Annotated in this window: 26 protein-coding genes; 14 read left to right on the top strand and 12 right to left on the bottom strand. The window is 59.4% G+C overall.

Annotated features, from left to right (window positions below):
* Window positions 1-2 precede the first annotated feature (2 nt).
* Window positions 3-614: a cytochrome P460 family protein gene (locus tag ACO6TG_RS13205; RefSeq protein ID WP_422378592.1), complete on the bottom strand. Its 612-nt coding sequence runs from the start codon at window positions 612-614 to the stop codon at window positions 3-5.
* Between the two features lie 393 nt (window positions 615-1,007).
* On the opposite strand from ACO6TG_RS13205, the gene ACO6TG_RS13200 reads away from it, so the two are divergent.
* The gene (locus ACO6TG_RS13200; RefSeq protein WP_422378591.1) at window positions 1,008-3,149 is read left to right on the top strand and encodes a methyl-accepting chemotaxis protein; all 2,142 of its coding nucleotides are present in this window, start codon (window positions 1,008-1,010) and stop codon (window positions 3,147-3,149) included.
* A 69-nt stretch (window positions 3,150-3,218) separates the two neighbouring features.
* Here the strand turns inward: ACO6TG_RS13200 and rlmN are convergent, their stop codons facing one another.
* On the bottom strand, window positions 3,219-4,442 hold the full coding sequence (gene rlmN / locus ACO6TG_RS13195) for a 23S rRNA (adenine(2503)-C(2))-methyltransferase RlmN (RefSeq protein ID WP_422378590.1): 1,224 nt from the start codon (window positions 4,440-4,442) through the stop codon (window positions 3,219-3,221).
* 247 nt (window positions 4,443-4,689) lie between these two features.
* Window positions 4,690-5,199 carry an invasion associated locus B family protein gene (locus ACO6TG_RS13190; RefSeq protein WP_422378589.1) on the bottom strand — a complete coding sequence of 170 codons (510 nt, stop codon included), beginning with the start codon at window positions 5,197-5,199 and terminating at the stop codon, window positions 4,690-4,692.
* 367 nt (window positions 5,200-5,566) lie between these two features.
* Between ACO6TG_RS13190 and ACO6TG_RS13185 the strand changes: the two genes are divergently transcribed.
* Both ACO6TG_RS13185 and ACO6TG_RS13180 read left to right on the top strand, forming a co-directional pair.
* On the top strand, window positions 5,567-6,133 hold the full coding sequence (locus ACO6TG_RS13185; RefSeq protein WP_422378588.1) for a sigma-70 family RNA polymerase sigma factor: 567 nt from the start codon (window positions 5,567-5,569) through the stop codon (window positions 6,131-6,133).
* 46 nt (window positions 6,134-6,179) lie between these two features.
* Window positions 6,180-6,842: a M15 family metallopeptidase gene (locus ACO6TG_RS13180; RefSeq protein WP_422378587.1), complete on the top strand. Its 663-nt coding sequence runs from the start codon at window positions 6,180-6,182 to the stop codon at window positions 6,840-6,842.
* A gap of 15 nt (window positions 6,843-6,857) precedes the next feature.
* On the opposite strand, the gene ACO6TG_RS13175 is transcribed toward ACO6TG_RS13180, so the two are convergent.
* A complete protein-coding gene (locus ACO6TG_RS13175; RefSeq protein ID WP_422378586.1) occupies window positions 6,858-8,186 on the bottom strand; it encodes an NADase-type glycan-binding domain-containing protein in 1,329 nt (442 codons plus the stop codon).
* 81 nt (window positions 8,187-8,267) lie between these two features.
* Window positions 8,268-8,813, bottom strand: coding sequence for an RNA methyltransferase (locus tag ACO6TG_RS13170; RefSeq protein WP_422378585.1), 546 nt, complete (start codon window positions 8,811-8,813; stop codon window positions 8,268-8,270).
* Between the two features lie 162 nt (window positions 8,814-8,975).
* Between ACO6TG_RS13170 and ACO6TG_RS13165 the strand changes: the two genes are divergently transcribed.
* Window positions 8,976-9,950: an NADPH:quinone oxidoreductase family protein gene (locus ACO6TG_RS13165; RefSeq protein WP_422378584.1), complete on the top strand. Its 975-nt coding sequence runs from the start codon at window positions 8,976-8,978 to the stop codon at window positions 9,948-9,950.
* Between the two features lie 472 nt (window positions 9,951-10,422).
* Here ACO6TG_RS13165 and xth read toward each other — a convergent pair whose 3' ends face one another.
* Window positions 10,423-11,232, bottom strand: coding sequence for an exodeoxyribonuclease III (gene xth / locus ACO6TG_RS13160; protein WP_422378583.1), 810 nt, complete (start codon window positions 11,230-11,232; stop codon window positions 10,423-10,425).
* A gap of 142 nt (window positions 11,233-11,374) precedes the next feature.
* Window positions 11,375-12,283 (bottom strand): alpha/beta hydrolase, encoded by a 909-nt coding sequence (locus ACO6TG_RS13155; protein ID WP_422378582.1) that lies wholly within the window; start codon window positions 12,281-12,283, stop codon window positions 11,375-11,377.
* A gap of 258 nt (window positions 12,284-12,541) precedes the next feature.
* Between ACO6TG_RS13155 and ACO6TG_RS13150 the strand changes: the two genes are divergently transcribed.
* Complete coding sequence (locus tag ACO6TG_RS13150) at window positions 12,542-13,273, top strand: GH25 family lysozyme (protein WP_422378581.1); 732 nt, start codon at window positions 12,542-12,544, stop codon at window positions 13,271-13,273.
* 145 nt (window positions 13,274-13,418) lie between these two features.
* Here ACO6TG_RS13150 and ACO6TG_RS13145 read toward each other — a convergent pair whose 3' ends face one another.
* Window positions 13,419-13,793, bottom strand: coding sequence for a VOC family protein (locus ACO6TG_RS13145; protein WP_422378580.1), 375 nt, complete (start codon window positions 13,791-13,793; stop codon window positions 13,419-13,421).
* 40 nt (window positions 13,794-13,833) lie between these two features.
* On the opposite strand from ACO6TG_RS13145, the gene ACO6TG_RS13140 reads away from it, so the two are divergent.
* Window positions 13,834-14,370 carry a winged helix-turn-helix transcriptional regulator gene (locus tag ACO6TG_RS13140; RefSeq protein WP_422378579.1) on the top strand — a complete coding sequence of 179 codons (537 nt, stop codon included), beginning with the start codon at window positions 13,834-13,836 and terminating at the stop codon, window positions 14,368-14,370.
* A 30-nt stretch (window positions 14,371-14,400) separates the two neighbouring features.
* Here ACO6TG_RS13140 and ACO6TG_RS13135 read toward each other — a convergent pair whose 3' ends face one another.
* Window positions 14,401-14,892 carry a hypothetical protein gene (locus ACO6TG_RS13135; protein WP_422378578.1) on the bottom strand — a complete coding sequence of 164 codons (492 nt, stop codon included), beginning with the start codon at window positions 14,890-14,892 and terminating at the stop codon, window positions 14,401-14,403.
* Window positions 14,893-15,059: 167 nt separating this feature from the next.
* On the opposite strand from ACO6TG_RS13135, the gene ACO6TG_RS13130 reads away from it, so the two are divergent.
* A complete protein-coding gene (locus ACO6TG_RS13130; protein WP_157738975.1) occupies window positions 15,060-15,479 on the top strand; it encodes an SH3 domain-containing protein in 420 nt (139 codons plus the stop codon).
* A 242-nt stretch (window positions 15,480-15,721) separates the two neighbouring features.
* On the top strand, window positions 15,722-16,240 hold the full coding sequence (locus ACO6TG_RS13125) for an SH3 domain-containing protein (protein WP_422378577.1): 519 nt from the start codon (window positions 15,722-15,724) through the stop codon (window positions 16,238-16,240).
* Window positions 16,241-16,255: 15 nt separating this feature from the next.
* Here the strand turns inward: ACO6TG_RS13125 and ACO6TG_RS13120 are convergent, their stop codons facing one another.
* Together ACO6TG_RS13120 and ccrA are read right to left on the bottom strand one after the other, a co-directional pair.
* Window positions 16,256-16,792 carry a CAP domain-containing protein gene (locus ACO6TG_RS13120; RefSeq protein ID WP_422378576.1) on the bottom strand — a complete coding sequence of 179 codons (537 nt, stop codon included), beginning with the start codon at window positions 16,790-16,792 and terminating at the stop codon, window positions 16,256-16,258.
* A gap of 181 nt (window positions 16,793-16,973) precedes the next feature.
* Entirely contained in the window at window positions 16,974-18,269 is a 1,296-nt protein-coding gene (gene ccrA, locus ACO6TG_RS13115; RefSeq protein WP_422378575.1) for a crotonyl-CoA carboxylase/reductase, read from the bottom strand.
* A gap of 280 nt (window positions 18,270-18,549) precedes the next feature.
* Here ccrA and ACO6TG_RS13110 point away from each other — a divergent pair, with 280 nt between their 5' ends.
* From ACO6TG_RS13110 to ACO6TG_RS13085, 6 genes are all read left to right on the top strand, one after another.
* Complete coding sequence (locus ACO6TG_RS13110; RefSeq protein ID WP_422378574.1) at window positions 18,550-20,547, top strand: methylmalonyl-CoA mutase family protein; 1,998 nt, start codon at window positions 18,550-18,552, stop codon at window positions 20,545-20,547.
* A 151-nt stretch (window positions 20,548-20,698) separates the two neighbouring features.
* Window positions 20,699-21,076 carry a hypothetical protein gene (locus ACO6TG_RS13105; protein ID WP_422378573.1) on the top strand — a complete coding sequence of 126 codons (378 nt, stop codon included), beginning with the start codon at window positions 20,699-20,701 and terminating at the stop codon, window positions 21,074-21,076.
* A gap of 157 nt (window positions 21,077-21,233) precedes the next feature.
* Window positions 21,234-22,229: a sodium-dependent bicarbonate transport family permease gene (locus tag ACO6TG_RS13100; RefSeq protein ID WP_422378572.1), complete on the top strand. Its 996-nt coding sequence runs from the start codon at window positions 21,234-21,236 to the stop codon at window positions 22,227-22,229.
* Between the two features lie 4 nt (window positions 22,230-22,233).
* The gene (locus ACO6TG_RS13095) at window positions 22,234-22,545 is read left to right on the top strand and encodes a P-II family nitrogen regulator (protein ID WP_422378571.1); all 312 of its coding nucleotides are present in this window, start codon (window positions 22,234-22,236) and stop codon (window positions 22,543-22,545) included.
* A 147-nt stretch (window positions 22,546-22,692) separates the two neighbouring features.
* Entirely contained in the window at window positions 22,693-23,319 is a 627-nt protein-coding gene (locus ACO6TG_RS13090; RefSeq protein ID WP_422378876.1) for a carbonic anhydrase, read from the top strand.
* Between the two features lie 34 nt (window positions 23,320-23,353).
* On the top strand, window positions 23,354-23,872 hold the full coding sequence (locus ACO6TG_RS13085; RefSeq protein WP_422378570.1) for a DinB family protein: 519 nt from the start codon (window positions 23,354-23,356) through the stop codon (window positions 23,870-23,872).
* Between the two features lie 8 nt (window positions 23,873-23,880).
* Here ACO6TG_RS13085 and ACO6TG_RS13080 read toward each other — a convergent pair whose 3' ends face one another.
* Window positions 23,881-24,825, bottom strand: coding sequence for a DMT family transporter (locus ACO6TG_RS13080; RefSeq protein WP_422378569.1), 945 nt, complete (start codon window positions 24,823-24,825; stop codon window positions 23,881-23,883).
* Between the last annotated feature and the right edge of the window lie 7 nt (window positions 24,826-24,832).

The following is a 24,832-nucleotide window of genomic DNA, read 5'->3' as shown; positions in this document are numbered from 1 at the left end:
CTTCAATTGCCGGCCAGATACTCTTCCGGAATAAAAAACGTGTAGTCCCGGTCGGCGACGGCGAGGTGGCAGTCGTGGCAATAGGTCATGAGGTCCGGGTTGTCGCCCATGGTGTCTCCGAAGATGGAGCCGTCCGGGATGACCATGAAATACCGCCAGTCCGCCGTCTCAGGACTTGCGCCGGCCGCCAGTTTTTCCATGCCGAATAGAGCGCCGGGAAAGATGCGCCCGTCATCTGTGACGGTGATACTGTCCTTAACGAGAACAGAACCTGCCGGAAGCCGCTCGCCCGGTTTGAGCGTGGCATAGCCAGCGGCGGCCTGGTTGACATAGTTGTTGACATATCTCTGGCCGTGGGTCGCCGAGACATAGGGAGCGACATTCAGGATTGGCCAGGTCTGGTAGCTGTCGATTTCCGGCATGTCGGACATGGCATAGCTGGCCGCCATGCGGTCCTTCAGATCGGCATAGATCCGTCGGCCTTCCTCGTTGGTAAGGTCGGCCGGATTGTCGATGGCGATATGGCTGTCGTGTCTATCACTTTGCGCCAGTGCCGTTGCACCTAGCGCTGCGAGGCCCAAGAGGCCGCCGAAAGCAAATGTGGTCTGGTGCATTGTTTGCCTCCTGATCAGGCGGGCAAGGCAGCACGCGTGATGTGGCTGACTTTCTAGATAGTGTCGTCAGCGGTGAAATTCATCGTTTGCAACGCCCGATCACCGGGATGTGTGCGGATCCATCTATGCCGCTGTGCCAGTATCAGGCCCGATTCTGATTGCATCTTCAGATAGGTATGGAGATCAAAAGTATATCTATAATAGTATTTCGTCTAATTGTCGTAGATCTGAGTTTCTACTTTTAGATCACACATTACCTCTACCGCGGGTAAGTGATTTCCTGTGGGGCAATCGACGTTGAGGTGAAAATTCAAGTAAATCAATCAAAGTTAACTTCCCGGCAATCGATTGGCGAGACGCTTGTGAAAAGAGATATCAATTCGCGAGCGGATCATGGCCTTCCAGATAACCAAACTCAGCTTTCGCCTTCCGGCAATCATCGCAGGATGTTCCGTTGTTGCCGCACTTGCCGTTGGCGGACTTGCCTATTGGGTGAGTTCCGTCGACATGGAGGAACAGGCTGAGCTTCGCCTTGAGGCGCTTGCGCAGACCCGAGCCCAGGACCTGTCACATTACCTGGAGTCCATTGTTCAGGACCTGAAGGTTACTGCGGCAAGCCCCTTCGTCGCGGCCGCCCTGAAAGACTTCAACACCGCCTGGGAGGCGCAGGACGGAACGGCGCAATCCATTCTGCAGAGCGCCTATATTCACGACAATCCGCATCCGCTTGGCAAGAAAGACGCCCTGATGAGCGCTGGTGACGGCGTCTATGACCAGGCACATGCCAAATACCATCCCTGGTTCCGCACGATGTTGAAAACGCGGGGCTATTACGACATTTTCCTGTTTGCCGAAGACGGGTCTCTGATCTACACGGTCTTCAAGGAGCTGGACTATGCGACCAACCTTGTCAGCGGTAAATACAAGGACACGGACCTGGGCAACGCCTTCCGGGCGGCGAACTCGGGTGCCTCGGGCGGCATTCATTTCTTCGATTTCAAACCCTACGCCCCAAGCGCGGACGCGCCGGCCAGTTTTATTTCCACGCCCGTGATGGAAGATGGCAAGAAGATTGGCGTTCTGGTGTTCCAGATGCCGATCGACAACATCAACAGCATCATGGCATCCACGAGCGGATTGGGCGACAGCGGCGAAGCGATCGTGCTGGGTGCCGACAAGCTGTTCCGCAACGATTCGGCCAAGACACCGGACAAAAACGACATTCTCCAGGCGAGCCTGGACGCGGAGATTGTCGACCGGGCCCTGGCGGGCCAGGTTGCGGTTGGTGACCTGGACAATTTCCGGGATGGTGACTTCCTGGCGGCGGCGGTTCCGTTGGAGTTTCAGGGGGCCAATCTTGCAGTGGTTGCGACCGAGGCGCGTGAGGAAATCCTTGCGCCGGTCGCCTCCCTTCGCAACAACATCGCTCTGATCTGCCTTGCGATCTTCGCCGTCATGACCGGTGTTGGCTGGGTGGCGGCACGGTCGATCGTCACGCCGATCCGAAACCTGGTGCAAAGCGCGGTGAAGCTGGCCGGTGGAGATGTCAGCGTGGAATTCACCGAAGCAGAGCGCAAGGATGAAGTCGGCGAAATTGCCACCGCCATTGCCGGGTTCCGGGACGGTGTTGCGGAGCAGGCACGTCTTGAAGAAATCCGTCAGCAGGAAGAACAGCAACGGACCGAGCGCCAGCATCGTGTCGAGACACTCATTCAGAGTTTCCGCGAACAGTCGTCAGAAATGCTGGGGGCGGTCGATGCGGCGATGAGCGATATGCAGTCAACCGCCTCGTCGATGATGGTGACTGCGGGTGACGCCACCCAGGAGGTCAACAGTGCGGCCTCGGCGACAGAACAGGCTTCGGGCAATGTGCAGCTGGTCGCGGCGGCGACCGAGGAATTGTCGTCGTCGATTTCCGAGATCGGTCAGCGTGTCGAAGAGACCACGCGCGTCATTGCGGACGCCACCAACCAGACCCATGCCAGCACCGAGAAAATGGAAATGCTGTCTTCCGGTTCGGCGCGGATCGGCGAGGTCATCGGTCTGATCCAGGCAATTGCGGAACAGACCAACCTTCTGGCGCTGAACGCCACGATCGAAGCAGCCCGGGCGGGTGAAGCCGGCAAGGGTTTCGCGGTCGTTGCTGCCGAGGTCAAGGAACTGGCGACCCAGACGTCCAAGGCGACCGAGGAGATTTCTTCTCAGATCTCCGAGATCCAGGTTGCGACCGAGCAGGCTGTCGCCGCGATCGAAGGCATTGCCGCGGTCATGGAAAAGGCCAACGAGAATACCGCGTCGATTGCAGCTGCGGTACAGCAGCAGGATGCGGCAACCGGCGAAATCAGCCGCAGTGCGTCGGAGGCATCGTCCGGGACAAAATCGGCTAGCGACAACATGTCAAATGTCAGCTCCGCTGTGGAATCAACGGCGCATTCGGCAGAATCTGTCGACAGGGCAACGCAGGAAGCGGCGGAAAAACTCAGAACATTGAACGTTTCGGTGAGCGACTTCCTCAGCAATGTGGCTGCAGCCTGAGCGGACTTGAAACGCAAAAAAACAGCGGCGCCCCCGGCGCCGCTTTCTTTTTTTAGATGTCGACAGTCTTCAGGAGGCGGTAAGGGCCTCACGGTCCTTCTTGCGCATACGCTCGGAGGCCGATTTCAGCTGGCCGCAGGCGGCGAAAATATCACGGCCGCGCGGTGTGCGGATCGGTGAGGCATAGCCGGCCCGGTTGACGATGTCGGCAAATTCCTCGATGCGTTCCCAGTCCGAACACTCATACTCCGAACCCGGCCAGGGATTGAACGGGATCAGGTTAATCTTGGCCGGAATGCCCTTGAGCAACCGGACCAGTTCGAGCGCATCCTTGTTGCTGTCATTGACGCCTTTCAGCATCACGTATTCGAAGGTGATGCGCTTGGCGTTGGACAGGCCCGGATATTTCCGGCAGGCGTCCAGCAGTGCTTCCAGGTTCCATTTCTTGTTGATTGGCACCAGGACGTCGCGCAGCTCGTCGTTGACGGCATGCAGCGAGATGGCCAGCATGCAGCCGATTTCATCGCCCGTGCGGAAGATTTCCGGTACGACGCCGGAGGTCGACAGGGTGATGCGGCGCTTGGAAAGCGACAGGCCGTCGCCGTCCGAGGCAATCAGCAGCGCCTGCTTGACGTTGTCGAAATTGTAGAGTGGTTCGCCCATACCCATCATGACGATGTTGGAGACCAGCCGGCCCTCGGACGGCACAATGGCGCCCTGGGGGGTGGAGGCGTCCGGGAAATCGCCGAGCCTGTCGCGGGCCATCAGGATCTGGGAGAGGATTTCCTCTGCCGTCAGATTGCGGACCAGCTTCTGCGTGCCGGTGTGGCAGAAGGTGCAGGTCAGGGTGCAGCCGACCTGGGAGGAGACACACAATGTGCCGCGGCCTTCTTCCGGGATATAGACGGTTTCCACTTCCACCGGCCGGCCGGCGCCCCGCGGCGGAAAGCGGAACAACCATTTGCGCGTGCCATCGACGGAGATCTGTTCATCGACGATTTCCGGGCGGGCGATGGTGAAATTGTCATCCAGTTTCTGGCGCAGATCCTTGGCGATGTTGGTCATCTGCGCAAAATCAGAGACCCCGCGCACATAGAGCCAGTGCCAGAGCTGGGAGGCGCGCATGCGCCACTGTTTCTGGGCGACGCCGATCGTGCCGAGCGCTTCTCCAAGTTCCTCGCGCGAGAGGCCGATCAGGGTCGGCTTGTCCTCGTTCGGTGCCAGGGCGCTTGCTGCGGCTGAAACCGTCGGCGCGTTCGGATTGTCCCGCGCAATGTCGAGCGTAACCGTCATGTCGTGATCCGTTGTCTGTCCGGCGCGACTATGGGCGTCAATGGTGTCGGAACGCGGCGGCCGGCTCCCTGACCTGCAGGGAAGAATTCAAGCGCTCCCAAAACCACAAACAGCGGAAAAAATCAAGTTTCCGCTGCGCAGGGGAGCTATGCAACTGCCAACAGGAAAAGCCCGGAAAGGCCTGTTCGGGCTTTTCCGGGACCAATCTGTTGCGGCATTCGGGAGACTGCCGCCTGAAAACGGGCGGTCAGCGGCAGGCGCCGGCCGCCGTGTCGATCGCGGCGGTCACGCCGGAGAGCGAGAATTTGTAGGTGGTCCGGGTTCCACGGCTGGATTCGCCGTTGACGGTCATCTCCCGGCCGGCCTTCATCGCAGCGACCAGCTGCGCTTCAGTTGCAGCATTCTCGACCCAGGCACCATCGTTGTTGGTGAACAGGTTGAAGCCCTTGCCGTCGACATCCACCGTCACGGTGGACTTGTCCTTGAAGGGGTAACCGACCAGCAGGCTGGGTTCGGAACTGACGCCTTCAGCCGGACGGGAGGTGACGAAGAAAAAGACGTCGCCATGATTGCGGTCGCCCGGAAGCATGGTGGTCGGTTTCGTCAGCGCGTAACACACTTTGCCGCTGCCGCCCACCAACGCATAGGCCGCCCAATCCTTGTGCTGTTTCACAAGCGTCGGGGTTTGTGCGAAAGCCGCTGCACTCGAAACGGCTAGACCTGCAAGGGCCAGAACCAGCGATTTTGCCTTCATCATCTCCACACCGTTTGCACTAGAGTTTGCGTCAAATTTAATTCAATTGTCGTCTGACATATAAACCTTGCTTTAATGATAACTTAAAGCGAGTTACGAAAGGGTTGAAGCCCATCGGCCGGTCTTTTTGTTTTTCGACGCTCATTTGTCTCATGGCTGTTGCGGCTAAAGGCGGCAACAGTGTGGCAAGTGGTGTCGAGCCCTCTTCCGAAACGCTGTGAACCTGCTAAAGATGGGGAACGAACTTCGCGCCGCGGGGAGGTCGTCGAGGCAATTGTCTACCACTTTAGGAGTGGTCGACTTTTTTGTCCTCAGATGCTTCCTCTTGAAATTGATGCGGTCCGAAGATCTTCAGGGAGTTGAGTGGCCTTTGGCGCAAGCGCAGTATTTTTCGGAACTGATCGTCAAGGTGGCCGGGTCAAGGGACAAGGCCGCCTTTGTCGAATTGTTTGACCACTTTGCGCCACGTCTCAAAGGCTACTTGATGAAACAGGGCGCAGACGATGCCCTGGCCGAGGAAATTGCGCAGGATGTAATGGTCACGCTGTGGCGCAAGGCCGAGCTGTTCGATCCGAAAAAATCCTCAGCGAGCACCTGGCTTTACCGGATCGCCCGGAACCGGCGGATCGACCGGTTGCGCCGGCAGAAAACGGCGGAGCTCGACCCGGAAGAACCGGCACTGCAGCCGACACCGCTGCCGGATGTTTCGGATGAAATGGATGCACGGCTCCGTGAGGAGCGGGTTCGTGCGGCCTTGTCGCAGTTGCCGGAAGAACAGCGGGAAGTGGTCAGGCTGGCTTTTTTCATCGGGCAGTCGCACAGCGAGATTGCCGATGATACCGGTTTGCCGCTCGGCACAGTCAAATCACGCATCCGCCTGGCCTTTGGCCGCCTGCGCCAGCTGATCGAGGCCGATGAGGCCGTCGATGTGGATTAAGCGGGCTTTCAGTTCGCTACTCATTCTCTGCGGGAGCAGCCTCCCCTTGCTTGCCGGCCAGCTTCCAGACGGGTTCGTCTATCTGCGGGACTTCGTTCCGGATATTCAGCAGGACATACGCTACGCCACGCGAAACAACTTCATGCGCAAGCGTTTGCCGGGCTATGGAGCCAGGGAATGCGTCTTGACGGAGACTGCGGCAAAAGCGCTCGGCAAGGTTCAGAACGCCGCGGTTGCCGAGGGGTACACCCTGGTCGTGTTTGATTGTTACAGGCCGCAAAGCGCGGTTGAGGCCATGGTCGCCTGGGTGCGCCATGGAAAGGGCACGGATCCGGATTTTTTCCCGAACGTTCGGCGTTCGGATTTGATCCGGCAAGGTTACATCGGTGCGAAAAGCAGCCACGCCCGCGGCTCAACGGTTGATGTCGGACTGGATCTCCTGGAGGGACGCGGCTCGGCAGAACCGCAGATATGCAGTCGGCAAGACCGGTTGACCGTCGATTTCGGAACGCCGTTTGATTGCTTCGACCCGGCCAGCCGGACGGCATCGAGCGCCGTATCCAAAAAGGCCCAAACCTATCGCCAGACGCTGGTCAAACTGATGCGCAAAGGCGGCTTCAAGAATTATGCCGGTGAATGGTGGCACTTCACCTTGCGCAATGAACCGTTTCCGGACCGGTCGTTCAATTTCGACATCCAGCGACGCTGACCGGGCTGACGGTCCCTAATCAGCGAACACCGGGACAAATTCGGAGAGCGCGGTGTCGGTGTACTTGCTGCCGGCAAACACGGAGCCGATTTCAAGCTCCAGCCAGGTGGCTTCGACCGGTGTGCCAAAGGAAAACCGGTTTTCATGCATGACATCAGGCAGGGACACGAGCTGGCTGCTGCCGTCCGACAGTGTCAGGCGCGCACTCTGGACCCTTGCGTTCTTGCGGAAGATATCGCGGTTCTTTGCATAGCCGTTGATGATCTCGAAGCCGGACAAAAGCCTTGGCCGGTCGAAGGCGATCAGCACCTTCTGGCCCGCACCGTTGCCGGCAACACCTTCTACCCAGGCGGTCGAAGGATTGCCGTCATAAAGGTTGGCCGTTCCGTAACGGTTGCCATATTGGGGATCAAGTATTGAGCTGGCGCAGAACATCAGGTTGCTGCCGGTTCGGTAAGTTGAACGGCACAGGTCCTCGCGATAGGACGGTATCGCCTGATGTCTAGGTTCGGTGCGGGAAACGGAGATTTCCGCCTGTGGCGACTGGGCCGCGGGCGGCGCCTGCATTGTCGGCTGGGGGGCGTTGCCACTCTTGCCGCCAAAATAGAATTCGCCGATCAGTGCTTCGTTCAGCCAGGGCAGCTGGCGCTCGCCCGTGGTCGTGTAGACGCTTTCGCGCACGCGGCCCATCAGGTGTCGAACTTCCAGGTCCGGTGTGTCGATATAGCGGGCAAGAGCTTCGGTGAAGGGGCTGTTCTGTCCGCTGCCATCCAGCGCGACATCACCGGGAGACGTCGCAAAGGCAATCATCATGCCGGCGGCGTTGGCCTCCAGGCGTGCGAGCCCGTTGGCCGCGCCCCTGGACAGGGATCTCGGCAACGGGTTGTTGCGGCAGGCATCGAAGAACACCAGCTTCAGCCGGGCTCCGGACGCCTCCATGATTTCCAGAAGATCATTTGCTTTCAGTGCCTGCGCAGGAAGGTCGGTGGAGGCCTCGATTTCCGCATCGACGGGCAACAACCAGTTCTGACCGTTCACCTGTACGCCGTGACCGGCATAAAAAACCAGCGCGACATCCGCACCCTGGGCCTTGCGGCCGAAGGTTTTCAGCCCGTCCCAGAAATCGGCCCGGTCCCCGTCAACAATGCGAACCACGTCAAAGCCAAGACCGGTGAGTTTGCCTGCGATCAGATTGGCGTCATTGGCCGGATTGCGCAGCGACGGCATCGATTGGTAGGCCCCGTTGCCAATCACCAGCGCCGTCTTGCCTGCGGCTTTTGCAGGTCCGGCGAGCGCCAGGCCCAGCAAGAGTATTCCGAAAATGGTCTTGAACGGTCCTGTCATCTGGTGCCTCCCACAGCGCCTTGAAGAAAACCGGTCGTGACAGGAGATTGCAAGATGTAATTGGCAAAGGCCGGCAAGGTGTCAGGTGCCGGGGACCTTTCGGCCGGTGCGCATGACCGGGCCTCCGCTGACATGTTTCGGCCGCTCGATCTTCGGCCCGCCAGCGGTGATCGATCGTTCGGCGTAGCGGCCGAGCGCGCGGTGACGGTCATACATGACGATGGCACCGGCCATGGCGACATTGATGCAGAACTTGGTCGGTATCTTCACGACATGGTCGCAGCGCGCCAGCATTTCCGGCGATAGGGAGCCGCGCTCCGGCCCGAGCACATAGGCCGCCTGCAACGGATGGCCAAAGCTTGGCAGGTCGATCGATTCGTCCGTGAGTTCGATGCCGACCAGCTGGCATCCCTTGGGCAGGTCCATCGTATCGACACTGTCCCAGGTAAAGACGGGCAGGTGTCCCGGGCTCTTGGAGGTATCGGAGGGCGGTGCCTTGCGGATCTTCTGGTCAGCATCCACCGTGAAGAAGAAATTGGCCCCAAAGGCATGGGCCGACCGCATCAGCGTGCCGAGATTCATTCGTTTCGAGAGGCCCTCGGCCCCGACCGCAAAATAACCGCGCATGGACTTTCCGTTGTTTCGATGTCACCGGGTCATAACCGAATTTGCACCGGGCTGAAAGTTTCACCGGTTATCCGGAAAGCCAATTCCGACCGCTTGCCGAAGTTGCTAACGTCGGCCGGTCGTTCAGCTGCCGGCCTCTGCGCCGCTCCAAATGAGGTTGCCGTGAAAGCCTGTCTTTGCAAATCTTTCGGTCCGCCCTCCAGCCTCGTCATCGAGGAAATTGCCGATCCGGTTTCCGAACCGGGCAAAATTGTTGTCCGGGTGAAGGCCTGTGCGCTCAATTTCTTCGACACGCTGATCATTGAAAACAAGTATCAGTACAAGCCCGAGTTGCCATTCTCGCCAAGTGCCGAGTTTTCCGGCATCGTTGAAACGGTCGGCACCGGCGTCACGGAGTTTGCCCCCGGTGACCGTGTCATGGGGTATGTCGGCTGGGGCGCTGCCCGGGAAAAGGTCGTTGTCGAGGCAAACGACATCGTGCGGATACCGGACAGTGTTGCCTTTGAAACCGCGGCCGGTCTCGCAGTGACCTATGGCACCACGCTACATGCCTACCGGGACAGGGGGGATCTGAAGGCGGGAGAGACCGTCGCCGTTCTCGGTGCCTCCGGCGGGGTTGGTCAGGCCGCGGTCGAGATTGCCTCGATCATGGGGGCAAAGGTCATTGCCTGCGCCTCGTCAGAGGAAAAGCTTGCCTTTGCCCGATCTCTCGGTGCGGACCTGACGCTGGATTATTCCAAGGAGCCCCTGAAGGAAGGTCTGAAGGCACTGACAGACGGCAAGGGTGTGGACGTTGTCTATGATCCGGTTGGCGGAGATCTTGCCGAACAGGCCGTCCGGGCGACAGCCTGGGGCGGCCGTTTTCTGGTCATCGGCTTTGCCGCCGGTCAGATCCCGAAGATCCCGCTGAACATCGTCATGCTGAAAGGCTGTGACCTGCGCGGTGTGTTCTGGGGCGCTGCGGTCACCCGAGACCCGGACGCCAACAAGGAAAACATGAAGCAGCTTCTGGCCTGGGTCGAGGAAGGCAAGCTGAAGCCGCATGTGCACGGGATCTATCCGCTGGAGGATATTGCCGTCGCGCTGGAGGAAATCGCGGCCAGGAAAGTGCGCGGCAAGGTGATCGTGACGCCTTGAGGCGATCCAACAGTGAAATGCTCCAGTGGAGGTCGGCGCCGACAGTGGCAAAAAAAGGGACAGGTGGCCGATCCTTCGAGACAGCGCTACGCGCTTCCTCAGGATGAGGCTGAATGTGATGGCCGGGGCGAATGCTTCAGTCACATTTGTCATTCCCGCGAAAGCGGGAAACCAGAACTCCGTGAGGTTAGCTTTAATTTATAGCGCCGATTCATGAGGTTACTGGGTCCCCGCTTTCGCGGGGAAGACAACCGAGAGGGGGCGAGTTCGTGCCAGGAACGATGAAAGCTGCGTCCTAGATCACTTTCGGGCCAGACACTCAGGCTGAGGCTGAGGCTGAGTGTGCGGCCTTTTTTAAAGTTAAACGAAATAAGTCTTCATCCTGAGGAGGGCCAAAGGCCCGTCTCGAAGGATCGGCCACTTGCTCCAATGCGCCCTTCGGTCAAGAGCCAAATTCCAACGACCTTGGCGCTCAGGCAGCAAATTCCGCAATCACGGGGGCATGATCCGACGGTTTTTCCCAGCCACGCGCATCGCGCAATACGCTGGTCGATTTTATATGCGGGGCGAGGGGTTCCGACACCCAGACATGGTCGAGCCGGCGGCCCTTGTTGGCCTTGGACCAGTCCTTCGCCCGGTAACTCCACCAGGTGTAGAGTTTTTCTTCCAGTGGCGTGAACTGGCGCATGGCGTCCAGCCAGCCGCCGGTTTCGCGCACTTTTTCGAACAGCTCGGTTTCCACCGGCGTGTGCGACACCACTTTCAGAAGCTGCTTGTGCGACCAGACGTCATGTTCATAAGGCGCCACGTTGAGATCGCCGACCAGAACGGCCGGTCTGGCGGTTTCTTCACCCTGCAGCCAGTCCTGCATCTCGGCCATGAAATCCAGCTTGTGGCCGAATTTCGGGTTGATCTCCCGATTGGGTTCGTCGCCACCGGCCGGGACATAGAAATTGTGCAGGCGCAGGCTGCTGCCATTGAACGGCACATCAACCGCAATGTGGCGGCTGTCGCCGACATCGCAGAAGTCACGTTTTTCAATGTTGCTGAGCGGCAGTCGGGAGACGGTGGCCACCCCGTGGTAGCCCTTCTGGCCGTTGATCGCCATGTGCTCGTAGCCGGCCTTGCGAAAGGCGTTTTCCGGGAAGTTGGCGTCCGGGCACTTGGTCTCCTGCAGGCAGATCACGTCCGGTGCGATCTCGTCGATCAGCTGTTCCACAATCGGCATGCGCAGACGCACGGAATTGATGTTCCAGGTGACGAGTTTAAGCCGGTCGGTCATGAGAAATTTGCCAAGGGTCGTTGCAGATCCGCCAAGTCATAAGGATTCGAGGCTCAAGTGCAATCGGTTTTGGCCTTCGGCCGATCAAACCTTTGCCGGGCAGCGCTGCAGACCGCCCTGGCCCTTGGCCCGGAGAGCATGGTCAACTTGTTTGACACAGGAACGCGTCGATTTCCCGGAAAGCGTCAGACGTCTCCGGGAGGCTCGGCCACATTGGCCAGACATGCCACATGCCCGGATAGATGCTGAGGCTGGAGGAGACCCCCGCGGCTTGCAGGGCCAGGTGCATGCGTTCCGAATCGCTTAGCCACAATTCGTGATCGCCTGCGAGCAGAAGGACCGGCGCGATGTTATGCAGATCCGCGAACAGCGGAGAGATAACGGGATCCTTCAGGTCGATTTTGCCGCAAAAGTGCTTTTGCCAGTCGAGCAGTACCCCTGGCGACAGCAACGGGTCCTTGCCGGCAAGCGCCTTGAAACTGTCCCCGGACAGGCTGGTGTCAAAGGCACCGGACAGGGAGACGATGGCACGTGGCTGAGGAGCATTTTGCTGCCCCAGGTCCACCGAGGCCGCCACGGCCACGGCAGCGCCGCTGCTGTCGCCGGCAAAGATGACCTGGTCCGCCTTGTAGCCTCCGACCGCCAGCAGGGCCTTGTAAAGAGTAACAAGATCATCCCGTGGAGCGGTAAAGGGATGTTCCGGAAGCAAGCGGTATCCAACGAGCAGCACCTTGCGTTTCAGAGCGGTCGCGAGCTCGGACGCGAAGGCGCGGTGGGTCAGGATCGAGCCGGTCACGAGCCCGCCGCCATGCGCATAGAGGAGGAGGTCCTCCGAGGCGGTTTCTCCCGGAGATAACCACAGGCATGGAACGTCGCCGATCCGGTCTTCGGTGGCTTGGCAACGGGGCGCGAGGGCCACGCCTCTGGCAGCTTCGTTCCATTGGGAGCGTTCCTGTTGCAGGGAGCAACTAGGATCCGGCACCTCTCTTGTCAGACTTGCACGCACGGCCAGGCTTTTGGCGCTGATGTTCTGGTCGATCGTTTTGCTCACAATCCGTGGTCCCTTGCGTTTCGCGGCGAGAATTCGGCCAACTGCCGCACGTGCCTGAAGCGGGTTCCCTCTGAGCATATTGCTGTGGTCAATGCCACAATTGTCTTCGAACCGCCGCAATCCGGCCTTAGTCCGGTCGGAAGGAAAAAGCGGATACGTGTTTTTGCGGAGAAATCGTCAAAACGTCTACACTCCGTTAGGAATTCCAACGCATTTTGGGCGCGAGCGGAAAGTCTTTTTTAACCTATCGAGGTCGCTGTGTCGGAACTGGTCAGGCAATTTTGCGCGCTGTTTGGATTTATCTTTCTAAGCTCTTGCACAGCTTATGATTTTCCGGATCCGACACCGGAAGACTACGCCGTTCACGGCATCGATATCTCCCGCTGGCAGGGGGACATCGACTGGAACGCGGTCAAGAATGGTGGTGTGGCCTTTGCCTGGATCAAGGCGACAGAAGGCGGCGACCATGTCGATCCGCGCTTTGTCGACAACTGGATTGGCGCGCGCAAGGCCGGCGTGCCGCGCGGCGCTTATCATTTCTACTATTTCTGCCGTCCGGTGGAGGAACAGATTTCCTGGGTGAAGGAGATTGTTCCAGTGGACCCGCAAGCGATTCCGCTGGTTCTGGACATGGAGTGGAATGCGCACTCCAAGACCTGTCAGAAACGTCCGGGGCGCACCCAGATCCTGCGTGACATGAAACTCTTCCTCGATGAGATGGAGCGTCACTACGGCAAACGCCCGGTGATTTACTCGTCGGTTGATTTCCACCGTGACCGTCTGGTCGGAGCCCTGAAGGGCGAACAATTCTGGCTGCGCTCCGTCGCAGATTATCCAAACAACATTTATGACCAGCGGGACGACTGGTTCTTCTGGCAGTATACGGCCGAAGGCCGGGTGCCCGGCGTGCGCGGTGATGTCGACCGGAACGTCTTTTTCGGCACCAAATCACAATACCGCGCCTGGCTGCGCGGTGAGCTGAAACGCTAGCGGCGGCTACTTCTGACAGTTGCAACGGCAAAGACGTGTGAGATTTCCCTCACACGTCTGGAAGCGGTTGTCGTGTCGTCGCTTTGGGGCGTTGCAGCCGGCGACAACGGGCAATTTCTTGCGGTGCCTCAGGTCCGGCTGTTCATTATTGTTGCGTCAGGTCCTGCGCCAGCATGAGCGCGTTGCCGTCCGGATCGTAGAATGTGGCGGTGCTGACCATGCCTTCGACGGTCTCGGTTTCGCCGTCGAATTTCACGTTTTCCTTTTCCAGGGCTGCGCGGGCCGAGGCGATGTCCGCGACGCCAAAAACCGGCACCATGTTGCCCGGTGCTGGTTCAGCCTGCTCTCCCAATCCCAGTGTGACGCCTTCCGTCTTGGTCTGCATTTCGCTCCAGCCGGCTTCGTCAATATGCATGAGCAGCTGAAAGCCCAGGTTTTTTTCATACCATTGCGCACTCGCATGGCGGTCGCGCACCGACAGCGCGAGGGTGATGGTGTTTTCCAAAGAAACGACTGACATGACACTATCCTCTGTAGCAAAAATATAGTAGCTATATTTCATGGATATGCCGCTGCTTGTCAAGCTCACATCGAAAGCCTGGTCGCTGAAAATTCTGGCGCTGCTGCATTCTGGCGTTCCGGGCCGGCAGGCGCCCCTGATCGCGGCTACCACGGCGTCACGCAGCGCCTTTGCCGCCAGTCTGGAGCATCTCATCAAGTTGGGCCTGCTTGAGAGAAATCCCGGCCACGGTCACCCGCTCCGTCCGGAATTCCGTCTGACAGAGCAAGGCAAGGTGGTGGCCGCCATGGCGCACCGTATCCTGGAAGCAGCTCCTGGCGAGGACGGGTTCGGTATCCTGAAACGGAGTTGGTCCGTGCCCATCCTGGCATTGACCGAAGCGCCCAGCCGGTTTTCCGCCATCCGATCCGGGTTGGGGGGCATAACCGACCGGGCGCTTTCCAAGTCTCTTGGCATGCTGGAAGAACGCGCGTGGCTCAGGCGCGAGATCGATGTGTCTCAGCGCACCCCGTTTCCAACCTATCAGGCGGTGAATGCCGGTGAGATCGTCAATCGGGCCATCGGATTGAGGTCCTAGCGGCCCCGGTCTGCTTTCTGTGGCTGAGGCCTATTGGACCAGGATCTGGTGCGCCACATCCTTGCCGTTGCTCACGGTCACTTGCGTGAAACCGATCATCTTGCAGAAATCGAGGAAATTCAGTTCCTGGGGCTGATTGGAGCGGGCAAAGAGCTCTGTTGACCGCGCCATTGATGTCAGCGAGGCAAGCAGAGCCCGGAGACGGTAGAGCGTGTCATACTGGCCGTCACCGGTAGCAACGATGATCAGTTTCTCCAGGTCTCCACCCTTGGCAAACAGATGATAGCCGACAATGCGGTTGCGTTTGTCGTGCTGCGCTGCGAGGCCGATAACAAAGGCGGCGCGCGACCTTTTGCCGGCGTCCGGCGCCAGTCCCAGTTCCGAAACGTAGACTTCTCGCGTCTGCGGCTCGGGGTAATAGTAGCCGGCGTGGGCGTCGAATGCACCGGCTGGACCAGGTCCAAACGACAGCGACAACACGGCGATCGCGATCAGAGTGGTAAATAGCTGAAACTGTTTCATGATGACGTGCCCCCGGCTTTCATCTTCCTCAATCGGGCAAAGAACGCAAGCCGGGCACCTCCAGATCGGGCGTAGATCGGGCCGAATTCCGATGGTCGTGCTATATTTTCGCCATGATGTCTACCCACATGGGGAAGGTCTGGGCACAGAATTTCGGAGATTTGAACATGCTCACCCGCTTCTCGCTGGGCTTGATTGCACTGGCCGCGACCGCTCTGCCGACTGTGGCCCAGGCGGCTGGACCGGCGATTGCCTACACAACTGCAAACCTCAACATGAGAACCGGCCCGGGCACGAACTATCCCGTGATTACAACGGTGCCGCGCGGTGGCGGCGTGACGGTTTTCGGCTGCACGGCCAATTTCGCCTGGTGCGATGCCGCCTTTGCCAATGCCAAGGGCTGGGTGTCGGGCAAATATCTCAGCTATGGCGGCAACGGCATCTATTATGGCCGGCCGATCCCCAATGCCGGGGTTCATGTCGGCGTGCAGCGCTATTACCGCAACTACCCGATCTATGGCCGGCCGCCCGTGGTGGTGCAGCCGGTGCGGCCTTATCCGCGCGGACCATACTACCGACGCTACTGACGGTAGGACGCCTGAGGCCTGTTCCCGCAGACAGAGGCCGTTGAACGGGTCCGTTCCTGCGACTTCGTTCAGGGAATTGGAAGGCCGCCGTTCGGACCAGACCTGATATGACGCAAGCTGGGCGCAAGCCGCGACCGGCAGGATCCGATACCGATGGGCCCAAAACCGGGCCAGACTATTCTACCGCCAGGACATGTTCTCCTCCGGAAATGCTCCTGGCCCAGAATATCGGAGTTCTGATCATGCGCATCCGCTTGTCGCTGGCAGCGATCGCCATCGCCGTGACGGCGTTGACCGTGGTGGCTCAGGCCGAGGGGCCGGTGATAGCCAATACGACCGCCGACCTGAACATGCGGGCTGGGCCTGGGACGGGCCACCGAGTCATCCTGACTGTCCCGCGCGGCGGGCGTGTGACCGTCAATGGCTGCACGGCCAGCTACAGCTGGTGTGATGCGACCTTTGGCAATGTGGCGGGCTGGGTGTCCAGCGACTACCTGATTTCTGCTGATCAAGGCCGTTTCAAAGGCCAGCCGATTGCTGTGGCGGCAAGAAGCCTTGGCGTGCCAGTCACTCAAAAGAGCCGACCTGCGCCCAAGGCCGGTCCGGTCCATAAAAATGGTCCCGTCTACAAAGGGGATCCGGTCCCTGTGGTCAGTCAGGCACCTGGACAGGTTTTACCTTATGATCCGGCGATGTACCCCTTTGCGACCCCACCGTGTCCGCGTTATCCGGACCGGTATTTCGAACACCAGGTCTGCTAGCGCGTGTTACGGTTCTTATTGAGCCGGTTTCGGAGCTGCCAGGACGAGCGACCAGAACACCTTGTGCTTGGCTGACGGTGAATAGGCGGTAGCAATACCGAGCCGGGTCGCGTCTTTGGTCAGAAGAACTTCGTTGTGCTTTGGCGATTCCCGCCAGCCTGAAAAGGCTTCGGCAAAGGTGCGATAGCCGGCGCTGACATTTTCGGCCGCGGCCGTCCTGGGCTCGCCAATCGAAATCATGCGGGTCGCAAGCTGCTGGTCGGGCGCCAGCGATGCGCGCACCGAGCCTTCAGCGGCCATCGCCTGGGCCTGGGAGGCGGCGATCAGAATGAGTTTTGAATCCGGGGAAACCGGCGACAGCCCGTTGTTGACCCTGTATTGCGAGATCATCTGGGCGGCTGTGGCCGCATCGACCTTGCCATCGGCCCGCGCCAGATCCTGGTAAAAGGGTGGCGTCTGCAGCCGGTCGCCCATGCACGCGGTGAGCAACAATGTCAAAGCTCCTGCAAGCGCGAGTTTCAGGGACAGGAAGCCCGTTCGATGATCAACCAAGTTGCCGTCTTTCCATTTGCCAAAGCATGATTCGAATGACCTCAATAGGTCATGAAACCATAACGAAGCGGAAATGGGGCAGGGCAACGCGCTTTCAAACAAAAAACCAGCCCGTCGAAACGGGCTGGCCAGGCTGCATGAGGCTCTAACAGGCTACTCTGCCTGAGCCTTTCGGGGAGCTTTATCGCTTGCCGGCGTCGATCACGTCTTCAAGCGTTCTGAGGCCGGTTGTCGGGGCGCAGACCAGAACGGACATGTTGCCGGGGGCGTGTTCATTCTTCCACATCTTGGTATGGGCCTTGGGGATCTGATCCCAGGGGAAGACCTCTGACATGTAGGGATCGATGCGCCGCTCAATCATCAGCTTGTTGGCTGCCGCGGCCTGCTTCAGATGCGCGAAGTGCGAGCCCTGCAGGCGCTTCTGGTGCATCCACATGTAGCGGACGTCGAAGGTGCAGTTGAAGCCCGACGTGCCGGCGCAGATCACGACCATGCCGCCCTTCTTGCAGACAAAGGTCGAGATCGGGAAGGTCGCCTCGCCCGGGTGCTCAAAGACAATGTCGACATTGTTGCCCTTGCCGGTGAACTGCCAGATCGCCTTGCCGAACTTGCGGGCTTCCGCAAACCATTCGCCATATTCCGGCGAACCGACCGTCGGCAGCTGGCCCCAGCACTTGAAGTCCTTGCGGTTGATCACGCCCTTGGCGCCGAGATCCATGACAAACTGGCGTTTGTCTTCATCGGAAATCACGCCGATGGCATTGGCGCCTGCTGCTGTAATCAGCTGGATGGCATAGGACCCGAGGCCACCGGAGGCGCCCCAGACCAGGACATTCTGGCCGGGTTTCAGCTCATGCGGATGGTGACCGAACAGCATGCGGTAGGCGGTTGCCAGTGTCAGCGTGTAACAGGCGCTTTCTTCCCAGGTCAGGTGCTTGGGCCTTGGCATCAGCTGCTGGGCCTGTGCGCGGGTGAACTGGGCAAAGGACCCGTCCGGGGTTTCATAGCCCCAGATGCGCTGGGTGTTGGAATACATCGGATCGCCGCCGTTGCACTCCTCGTCGTCGCCGTCATCCTGATTACAGTGGATGACAACCTCGTCGCCCACTTTCCAGCGCTTGACCTTGTCGCCGACGGCCCAGACGATGCCAGAGGCATCGGATCCGGCAATGTGGTACGCGGCTCCATGGCCGTCAAACGGGCTGATCGGCTCACCAAGTCCGGCCCAGATGCCGTTGTAATTGACGCCGGCGGCCATCACCAGAACCAGGACCTCGTGGCTGTCGAGCTCCCAGGTCGGCACGACCTCCAGCTGCATGGCATCTTCCGGGGCGCCATGGCGCTCGCGGCGGATGGCCCAGGCATACATGTTCTTCGGAACGTGACCCAGCGGCGGAATTTCGCCGATTTCGTAAAGGTCTTTCACCGGAGCATCCTCGCGCGTCTGGTTGTCGTTGGCTTCGGCGGCTGCTGTCATTCTCCCCTCCCAGGGCTGGCCTTAGAATTTCGCATTTGCACAATGCATGATCGGGTCGAAACCCGGTTTTGCGCAACTATTGTTCAAAAATGCTGCGTCGATCTATACGACTATTGCTTAACTTGCGTTTTGATGCCAAGCATATTTTGCATTGCGAGAAAAACTTTCGCAGGCGCGCAATATCCGGCAGACTGTGCCTGAATGGGAGAAACGGGCAGATAAAGGTCTTGTCGGGGCGACAAAAAATCAGGCAGCAGAATGCCTTAGGAGGAGAAGTGGCATGAGCACAGGGCAAGAGAAAAAACAGGACCGCGACCGCCCCTGGATTTTCCGCACCTATGCGGGGCATTCGACCGCCGCCGAATCGAACAAGCTTTACCGTAGCAATCTTGCCAAGGGGCAGACCGGCTTGTCTGTTGCCTTCGATCTGCCGACCCAGACCGGATACGACCCGGACGACCTGTTGGCGCGCGGCGAGGTCGGCAAGGTCGGTGTGCCGGTGGCCCATCTGGGCGACATGCGCACCCTGTTCCAGGACATCCCCCTGGAACGCATGAACACCTCCATGACGATCAATGCCACGGCGCCCTGGCTTCTGTCGCTCTATATTGCCGCCGCGGACGAACAGGGTGCGGACCGCAAGCTCCTTGCCGGCACGACCCAGAACGATATCATCAAGGAATACCTGTCCCGCGGCACCTATGTGTTCCCGCCGGCGCCGTCCCTGAAACTCACCACGGACGTGATCGCCTGGACCTATTCCAACATGCCCAAATGGAACCCGATGAATGTCTGCTCCTACCATTTGCAGGAAGCAGGTGCGACGCCGGTTCAGGAGCTCTCCTTCGCCCTCGCAACGGCAGTCGCCATCTTGGATTCCATGAAAGCCAGCGGCGCCATTCCCGACGAGGACTTTCCAAAGGCCGTCGGCCGGATTTCCTTTTTTGTCAATGCGGGCATGCGCTTCATCACCGAGATGTGCAAGATGCGCGCCTTCACCGAGCTCTGGGACGAGATCTGCCGGGAACGCTACGGCGTCGAGGACGAGCGGTATCGCCGCTTCCGTTATGGGGTTCAGGTGAACTCGCTCGGCCTGACCGAGCAGCAGCCGGAAAACAATGTCTATCGCATCCTGATCGAGATGCTGGCCGTTGTGCTTTCGAAGAATGCCCGTGCCCGGGCCGTGCAGCTGCCGGCCTGGAACGAGGCGCTGGGGTTGCCACGGCCGTTCGATCAACAATGGTCCTTGAGAATGCAACAGATCGTCGCCTACGAGACCGACCTTCTGGAATATGGCGATATCTTTGATGGTTCAGAAGAAATCACCCGCAAGGTTGAAGCCTTGAAGGCCGAAGCGCGCGAAGAGCTGGCACGCATCGACGCGATGGGCGGCGCGGTGGCCGCCGTCGATTCCAGTTACATGAAGCGCAAGCTGGTGGAGGCCAATTCGGCGCGCCTTGCGGCCATCGAAGGTGGCGATCAGGCCGTGGTCGGCGTCAACAAGTGGATCGAAAGCGAACCTTCGCCGCTCTCGGGCGGCGAAGACGGTGCGATCCTCACCGTTCCGGAACATGTGGAAGCCGAAGCTGTCGAGAAAATCGCCGCCTGGCGCGATGCCCGGGAAGCCTCGGCCGTTGAGGCGGCGCTTGCCGCGCTGAAATCCGCGGCCCAGGAAGGCCGCAACATCATGGAACCTTCCATAGCCGCGGCCAAGGCAGGCGTGACCACTGGCGAATGGGGCCGCACCTTGCGCGAAGTTTTTGGCGAGTACCGGGCCCCGACCGGTGTCGGGCAGAGCGTGAGCGACGATGCCGGCGATCTGGCGGCCGTCCGCGGCGATGTCGAAGCTGTGTCGACAAAACTTGGCCGGCGGTTGAAATTCCTGGTCGGCAAGCCGGGCCTTGACGGTCATTCCAATGGCGCGGAGCAGATTGCCGTCCGGGCCCGCGACTGCGGTATGGAAGTGGTCTATGAGGGCATCCGCCTGACGCCGTCGCAGATCGTCAACGCCGCGGTCGAAGAAGATGTGCACGTGATCGGCCTGTCCATCCTCTCAGGGTCGCATCTGGCCCTGGTGCGGGATGTCATGGAGAGGCTCAGGGCGGCGGGGGCCGACGATATTCCCGTTGTTGTCGGTGGCATCATTCCGGAAGAAGACGAGCGCCAGCTCAAGGCCATGGGTGTTGCTGCTGTCTATACACCGAAGGATTTCCAGCTCACGGACATCATGTCGGACGTTGTCCGCATCGTTGGAAGTGAAGCGGAAAAGGCGGCCTAAACGGTTCCAGACGCTGATTCCTGCGCCTGTTCATCGGTTGTCTTCGGAAAAACAATTGCTTAACGTTGCGTAAAGCTTTGTTAACTCTTTGTTGAGAGATTCGGTGGGTTCCGCCAGAAGGCGGTTCTCTCTGAATGGCCAGGAGGCCGAAATGGCGACGATTGAACGGCCGGTTCCGGCCCAGGTCGTGGCGCATGCGACAGAGTATCCCGCGGATCGGGACGGTGACGGCACCGGTTACGACCGCAGAAAAAAGCGTGACACCGCAGAGCGCCATGAAACAGATACCGGAGTGTCCGATGACAATCCGGCAGTTCTTGTTGATGCTCATCACTCTGAAAATCACACACTGGATGGCGTTGCCGCCTATCGGGCCGCGGCCTTGCAGGCGCTTGAACCCGGCATCGACCACGGGCCGGTTCATCCGTTGCCGGGACCAATTGACCGATTGCCGGCGGACAACATCCGCCACGCCTATGAAGATCACACAGAAGGTGAGCCGCCGCACGAGGTCAACGTTGCGACCTGATCTCTGTGCCTTGCTTTAACCAAAGGCGCTAGACAGGTCGATTTTCATTGCAGTTCCGCGACGTCCTTGGTAACACCCGCCGCTAGTACGTAATCATACGTATCTGCTGGATTTGATGACGCGCCGGTTGTCGGCGGTGCAAAGGGGTGAGCGGGCATTGGCAGAAACGATCTTGGCCTTGGCGGCACAGAACCTGTTGTCGCCGATCATCCTCTTCTTTGCGCTTGGTCTTCTGGCGGCGCTGGTGCGCTCCGATCTGTCTGTGCCGGAAGCGGCCGCCAAGGCCCTGTCGATCTACCTGCTGTTTGCCATCGGCTTCAAGGGTGGCGTCAGTGTCAGTGAGCACGGGGTCGATGCCAATCTGCTCCTGACCATGCTGGCCGGTCTTGTCCTGTCCTTCGCAATTCCGTTCGCAGCCTTTGGTCTGTTGCGCGTGATGACCGCTCTTAGTGTCACGGATGCGGCGGCGGTGGCGGGTCACTACGGCTCGATCTCGATCGTGACATTCGTTGCGGCGACCTCGGTTCTGCAGAGCCAGGGCATCGCCAGTGAAGGCTATATGGTGGCCGTGGCGGCCGTCATGGAAGCGCCTGCCATCCTGTCGGCGCTCTGGCTGGTGGCCCGCTTTGCCAAACCCGCCGACGGATCAGATCGAGCCCAGGACACCAAAGGGCTGTGGCGGGAAATTCTTCTGAACGGCTCGATTGTTCTTCTTGTCGGTTCCTTTGTCATCGGGTTCATGACCGGACCGAAAGGCCTCACCGAGATCGAAAGCTTCATCGTCGCCCCGTTCAAGGGTGTACTCTGTCTCTTCCTGCTCGATATGGGCCTTGTGGCCGGCCGGGGTCTGCGCGCAAGCGCGCACCAGCTTCGGCCCGGCCTGATCGCGTTCGGCATGCTGATGCCGGTGATCGGTTCCCTCGCGGGCCTGACGGCAGCAACGCTCATCGGTCTTTCGGCGGGCGGCACAGTGCTGTTGATGACGCTGAGCGCGTCTGCCTCCTATATTGCCGTTCCCGCAGCGATGCGTGTTGCCTTGCCGGAGGCCAATCCCTCGATTTATCTGACCATGTCGCTGGGGATCACCTTTCCCTTCAACCTGACAATTGGTATTCCCCTTTATCTCAGCATCGCCCAGGCAATCGGAGGATAAGCGCATGGAGATGAAGGACGCCAAACGGGTCGAGATCACCATTGAAGCGCCTCTGGAAACCCGGTTGACGGATGCGCTGGAAGAAGCCGGGGTCACCGGTTACACGATCCTGCCGGTGATGGGCGGCAGCGGCCGGTCCGGGCGCTGGAGCCGGGAGGGGCAGGTGTCTCGTGCGGGGGGCATGGTCCAGATCATATGCATCATCCGGCCTGACCGGCTCGACACGCTGCTGGAGGCTGCGTTCAGCGTCGTGGAGCGCCATATCGGGGTTATTTCCGTCACAGATTGTACCGTATTGCGTGCGGAGCGCTTCTAAGGGGATTGGCCTCACCCAATCCGGCTAGTCGCCTTGGTCAATTTGCTTTCTCCAAATCAAATGATATGAACCTCCCGGAAAAAGACCGTATCCTGGCGATGCGGTCGCGGGCGGGAGGCATGTTTTTTGAGATTTCCAGCACAGCTGATGGAAGGCTACGGCCGCTATCTAAACAGGGGATTTGTCCGTTACAAGGAAACACATGAGCGGCTTGCGGTTTACGGCCAGAAGCCCGAGGTGATGGTGATTTCTTGTTGCGACAGCCGGGTTACGCCGGAAGGCATTTTTCATGTCGGCCCCGGCGAACTTTTTGTGGTGCGGAATGTGGCCAATCTTGTTCCACCCTATGAAGACACCGAAGGCCAGCACGGCACCAGCGCGGCAATCGAATTTGCGGTGAATGGGCTTAAGGTCAAGCACATCATCGTGATGGGGCATGGTCAATGTGGCGGCGTGAAGGCCTTTCGCGAACACGCCAATGACCCCATGGCGACAGGGCAATTCATCGGGCGCTGGATCAAGTTGCTTGAACCTGCGGCTATTGCCATGGCCTGTTTGCCGGTTGACAAGGCCGACGACCCGCAATTGGCAATGGAATATGCAGGTGTGCGCCAATCTCTGAAAAACCTCATGACGTTTCCGTTTATCGCCAAAGCAGTCCAACAAGGTGGGTTGGAGCTGCACGGTTCCTGGTTTGACATCGGCTCAGGGGAGCTCCGGATTATGAATCCAGACAGCGAACGATTTGAAAAGGCCACGCCAGAATCTATCTAGAAGGTGTCTTTACATCTTGTTCCGGAGAGCCTTCATGCAGATCGATCCGGCGCTGTACCAGCGCCTGGCAAAGTATAACGCCTGGATGACAGGCAAGGCCTATGAGGCGGCCGGTAAATTGAGCGATGCGGAGCGGAAGGAAGATCGCGGGGCATTCTTCCGGTCGATCCACTCGACACTCAATCACATTCTGTTCGCAGACAGGGTCTGGATGAGCCGGTTTGCTAAGACGCACTATGCGGTCAAGGGCATGGGCATTGATCTTTTCGAAGACTTTTCCGAACTTGAGGCGGCACATCTGTCGATGTGCAGTGACATCTCGGCCTTTGCGGACCAGCTCACCTCGGACTGGCTGGCCGAGACCATGGACTGGACCCGTTCCACGGACATGGTGACACGCCGGAGGCCGCGCTGGGTGCTGGTGACGCATATGTTCAACCACCAGACCCATCACCGCGGCCAGGTGTCGACGCTTCTGACCCAGGCAGGTCAGGATATCGGTGTCACCGACCTGCCCTTCATGCCGGATCTGATCGAGGCCTACGGCGGCTAGCGCGCAAATCAGGAATGCGCTTCGGCAGCGGTGGTGACAGCGCTCGCAGTTCGTCGTTTGCGCAACATTTCCCGGTACATGATGTAAAGTCCGCTGGCGATGATCAGGCCACCGCCGATGAGTGACGCGGCGGTCGGGACGGAGCTCCAGATCAGCCAGCCCCAGAGAAGGGCGAAGGGGAGGGAGCTGTATTCAAACGGGGCCACTGTGCTGGCCTGTCCAAGCCGGTAGGCCTGGCTGATGCAGTAAAATCCGGCGGCAGCAATCAAGCCGAGTGCGATGATCAGGGCGGCCTGATCAAGCGTTGGTGTGCTCCAGGCCCTGAACAGGTATTGCGCGCTCGGATGGTCGATCTGGTCAAGCCAGCCGTTGCCGAATGCAAGTCCCAGGAACCCGCTGCTGGCAATGAACGTCAGCTGGGAATAAAAGGTCATGCCAAGAGCGCTTTCCGTCGGTCCCAGAGCCCGGGCAAGCAGGCTCTGGATTGCATAGGCAAGGGCTGCAGCGATGGCCAGGACCATGCCGGGTTCCAAACCCTCCGCGCTTGGTCGAGCCACAAGGATTACCCCGGCAAAACCGACCAGGATTGACAGCCAGCTGCGCCAGCCGACAGTTTCGCCCAGCAGGGGAACAGCAAGGGCCATGACAAACAGTGGGCTTGTATAGTAAAGCGGCATGGCGTCGGCCAGCGGCAGAACAGCAAGCGCCATGGAAAAGCTTGTGAAACATGCAAAGCCGGCGAAACCCCGCACGATGCACAGCACGGGTCTTCTCGCGCTGAAAGCGGACAGTCTGCCATGCCGGGCCAGAAGCAAGGCGATGACAACAATGGTCACCAGGCCGCGCAGAAAAATGACCTGCTGCAGGGCCAGCTGATCGCTGAAATGCTTCATGATCACGTCCTGCACTGAAAAGACGGCAAGGCCGAGGATCAGGAAAAGTATTCCTTGCAAGTTGCTC

This window comes from Roseibium sp. (assembly GCF_965233565.1).
Lineage (GTDB): Bacteria > Pseudomonadota > Alphaproteobacteria > Rhizobiales > Stappiaceae > Roseibium.
This window is presented reverse-complemented; position numbering and strand designations above follow the sequence as displayed.

Coding starts and splice junctions, on each gene's coding strand:
- ACO6TG_RS13205 (WP_422378592.1), bottom strand. CDS start 614: ATGCACCAGACCACATTTGCTTTCGGCGGCCTCTTGGGCCTCGCAGCG.
- ACO6TG_RS13200 (WP_422378591.1), top strand. CDS start 1,008: ATGGCCTTCCAGATAACCAAACTCAGCTTTCGCCTTCCGGCAATCATC.
- rlmN (WP_422378590.1), bottom strand. CDS start 4,442: ATGACGGTTACGCTCGACATTGCGCGGGACAATCCGAACGCGCCGACG.
- ACO6TG_RS13190 (WP_422378589.1), bottom strand. CDS start 5,199: ATGATGAAGGCAAAATCGCTGGTTCTGGCCCTTGCAGGTCTAGCCGTT.
- ACO6TG_RS13175 (WP_422378586.1), bottom strand. CDS start 8,186: ATGACAGGACCGTTCAAGACCATTTTCGGAATACTCTTGCTGGGCCTG.
- ACO6TG_RS13170 (WP_422378585.1), bottom strand. CDS start 8,813: ATGCGCGGTTATTTTGCGGTCGGGGCCGAGGGCCTCTCGAAACGAATG.
- xth (WP_422378583.1), bottom strand. CDS start 11,232: ATGACCGACCGGCTTAAACTCGTCACCTGGAACATCAATTCCGTGCGT.
- ACO6TG_RS13145 (WP_422378580.1), bottom strand. CDS start 13,793: ATGTCAGTCGTTTCTTTGGAAAACACCATCACCCTCGCGCTGTCGGTG.
- ACO6TG_RS13140 (WP_422378579.1), top strand. CDS start 13,834: ATGGATATGCCGCTGCTTGTCAAGCTCACATCGAAAGCCTGGTCGCTG.
- ACO6TG_RS13135 (WP_422378578.1), bottom strand. CDS start 14,892: ATGAAACAGTTTCAGCTATTTACCACTCTGATCGCGATCGCCGTGTTG.
- ACO6TG_RS13130 (WP_157738975.1), top strand. CDS start 15,060: ATGCTCACCCGCTTCTCGCTGGGCTTGATTGCACTGGCCGCGACCGCT.
- ACO6TG_RS13125 (WP_422378577.1), top strand. CDS start 15,722: ATGCGCATCCGCTTGTCGCTGGCAGCGATCGCCATCGCCGTGACGGCG.
- ccrA (WP_422378575.1), bottom strand. CDS start 18,269: ATGACAGCAGCCGCCGAAGCCAACGACAACCAGACGCGCGAGGATGCT.
- ACO6TG_RS13110 (WP_422378574.1), top strand. CDS start 18,550: ATGAGCACAGGGCAAGAGAAAAAACAGGACCGCGACCGCCCCTGGATT.
- ACO6TG_RS13105 (WP_422378573.1), top strand. CDS start 20,699: ATGGCGACGATTGAACGGCCGGTTCCGGCCCAGGTCGTGGCGCATGCG.
- ACO6TG_RS13095 (WP_422378571.1), top strand. CDS start 22,234: ATGGAGATGAAGGACGCCAAACGGGTCGAGATCACCATTGAAGCGCCT.
- ACO6TG_RS13090 (WP_422378876.1), top strand. CDS start 22,693: ATGGAAGGCTACGGCCGCTATCTAAACAGGGGATTTGTCCGTTACAAG.
- ACO6TG_RS13085 (WP_422378570.1), top strand. CDS start 23,354: ATGCAGATCGATCCGGCGCTGTACCAGCGCCTGGCAAAGTATAACGCC.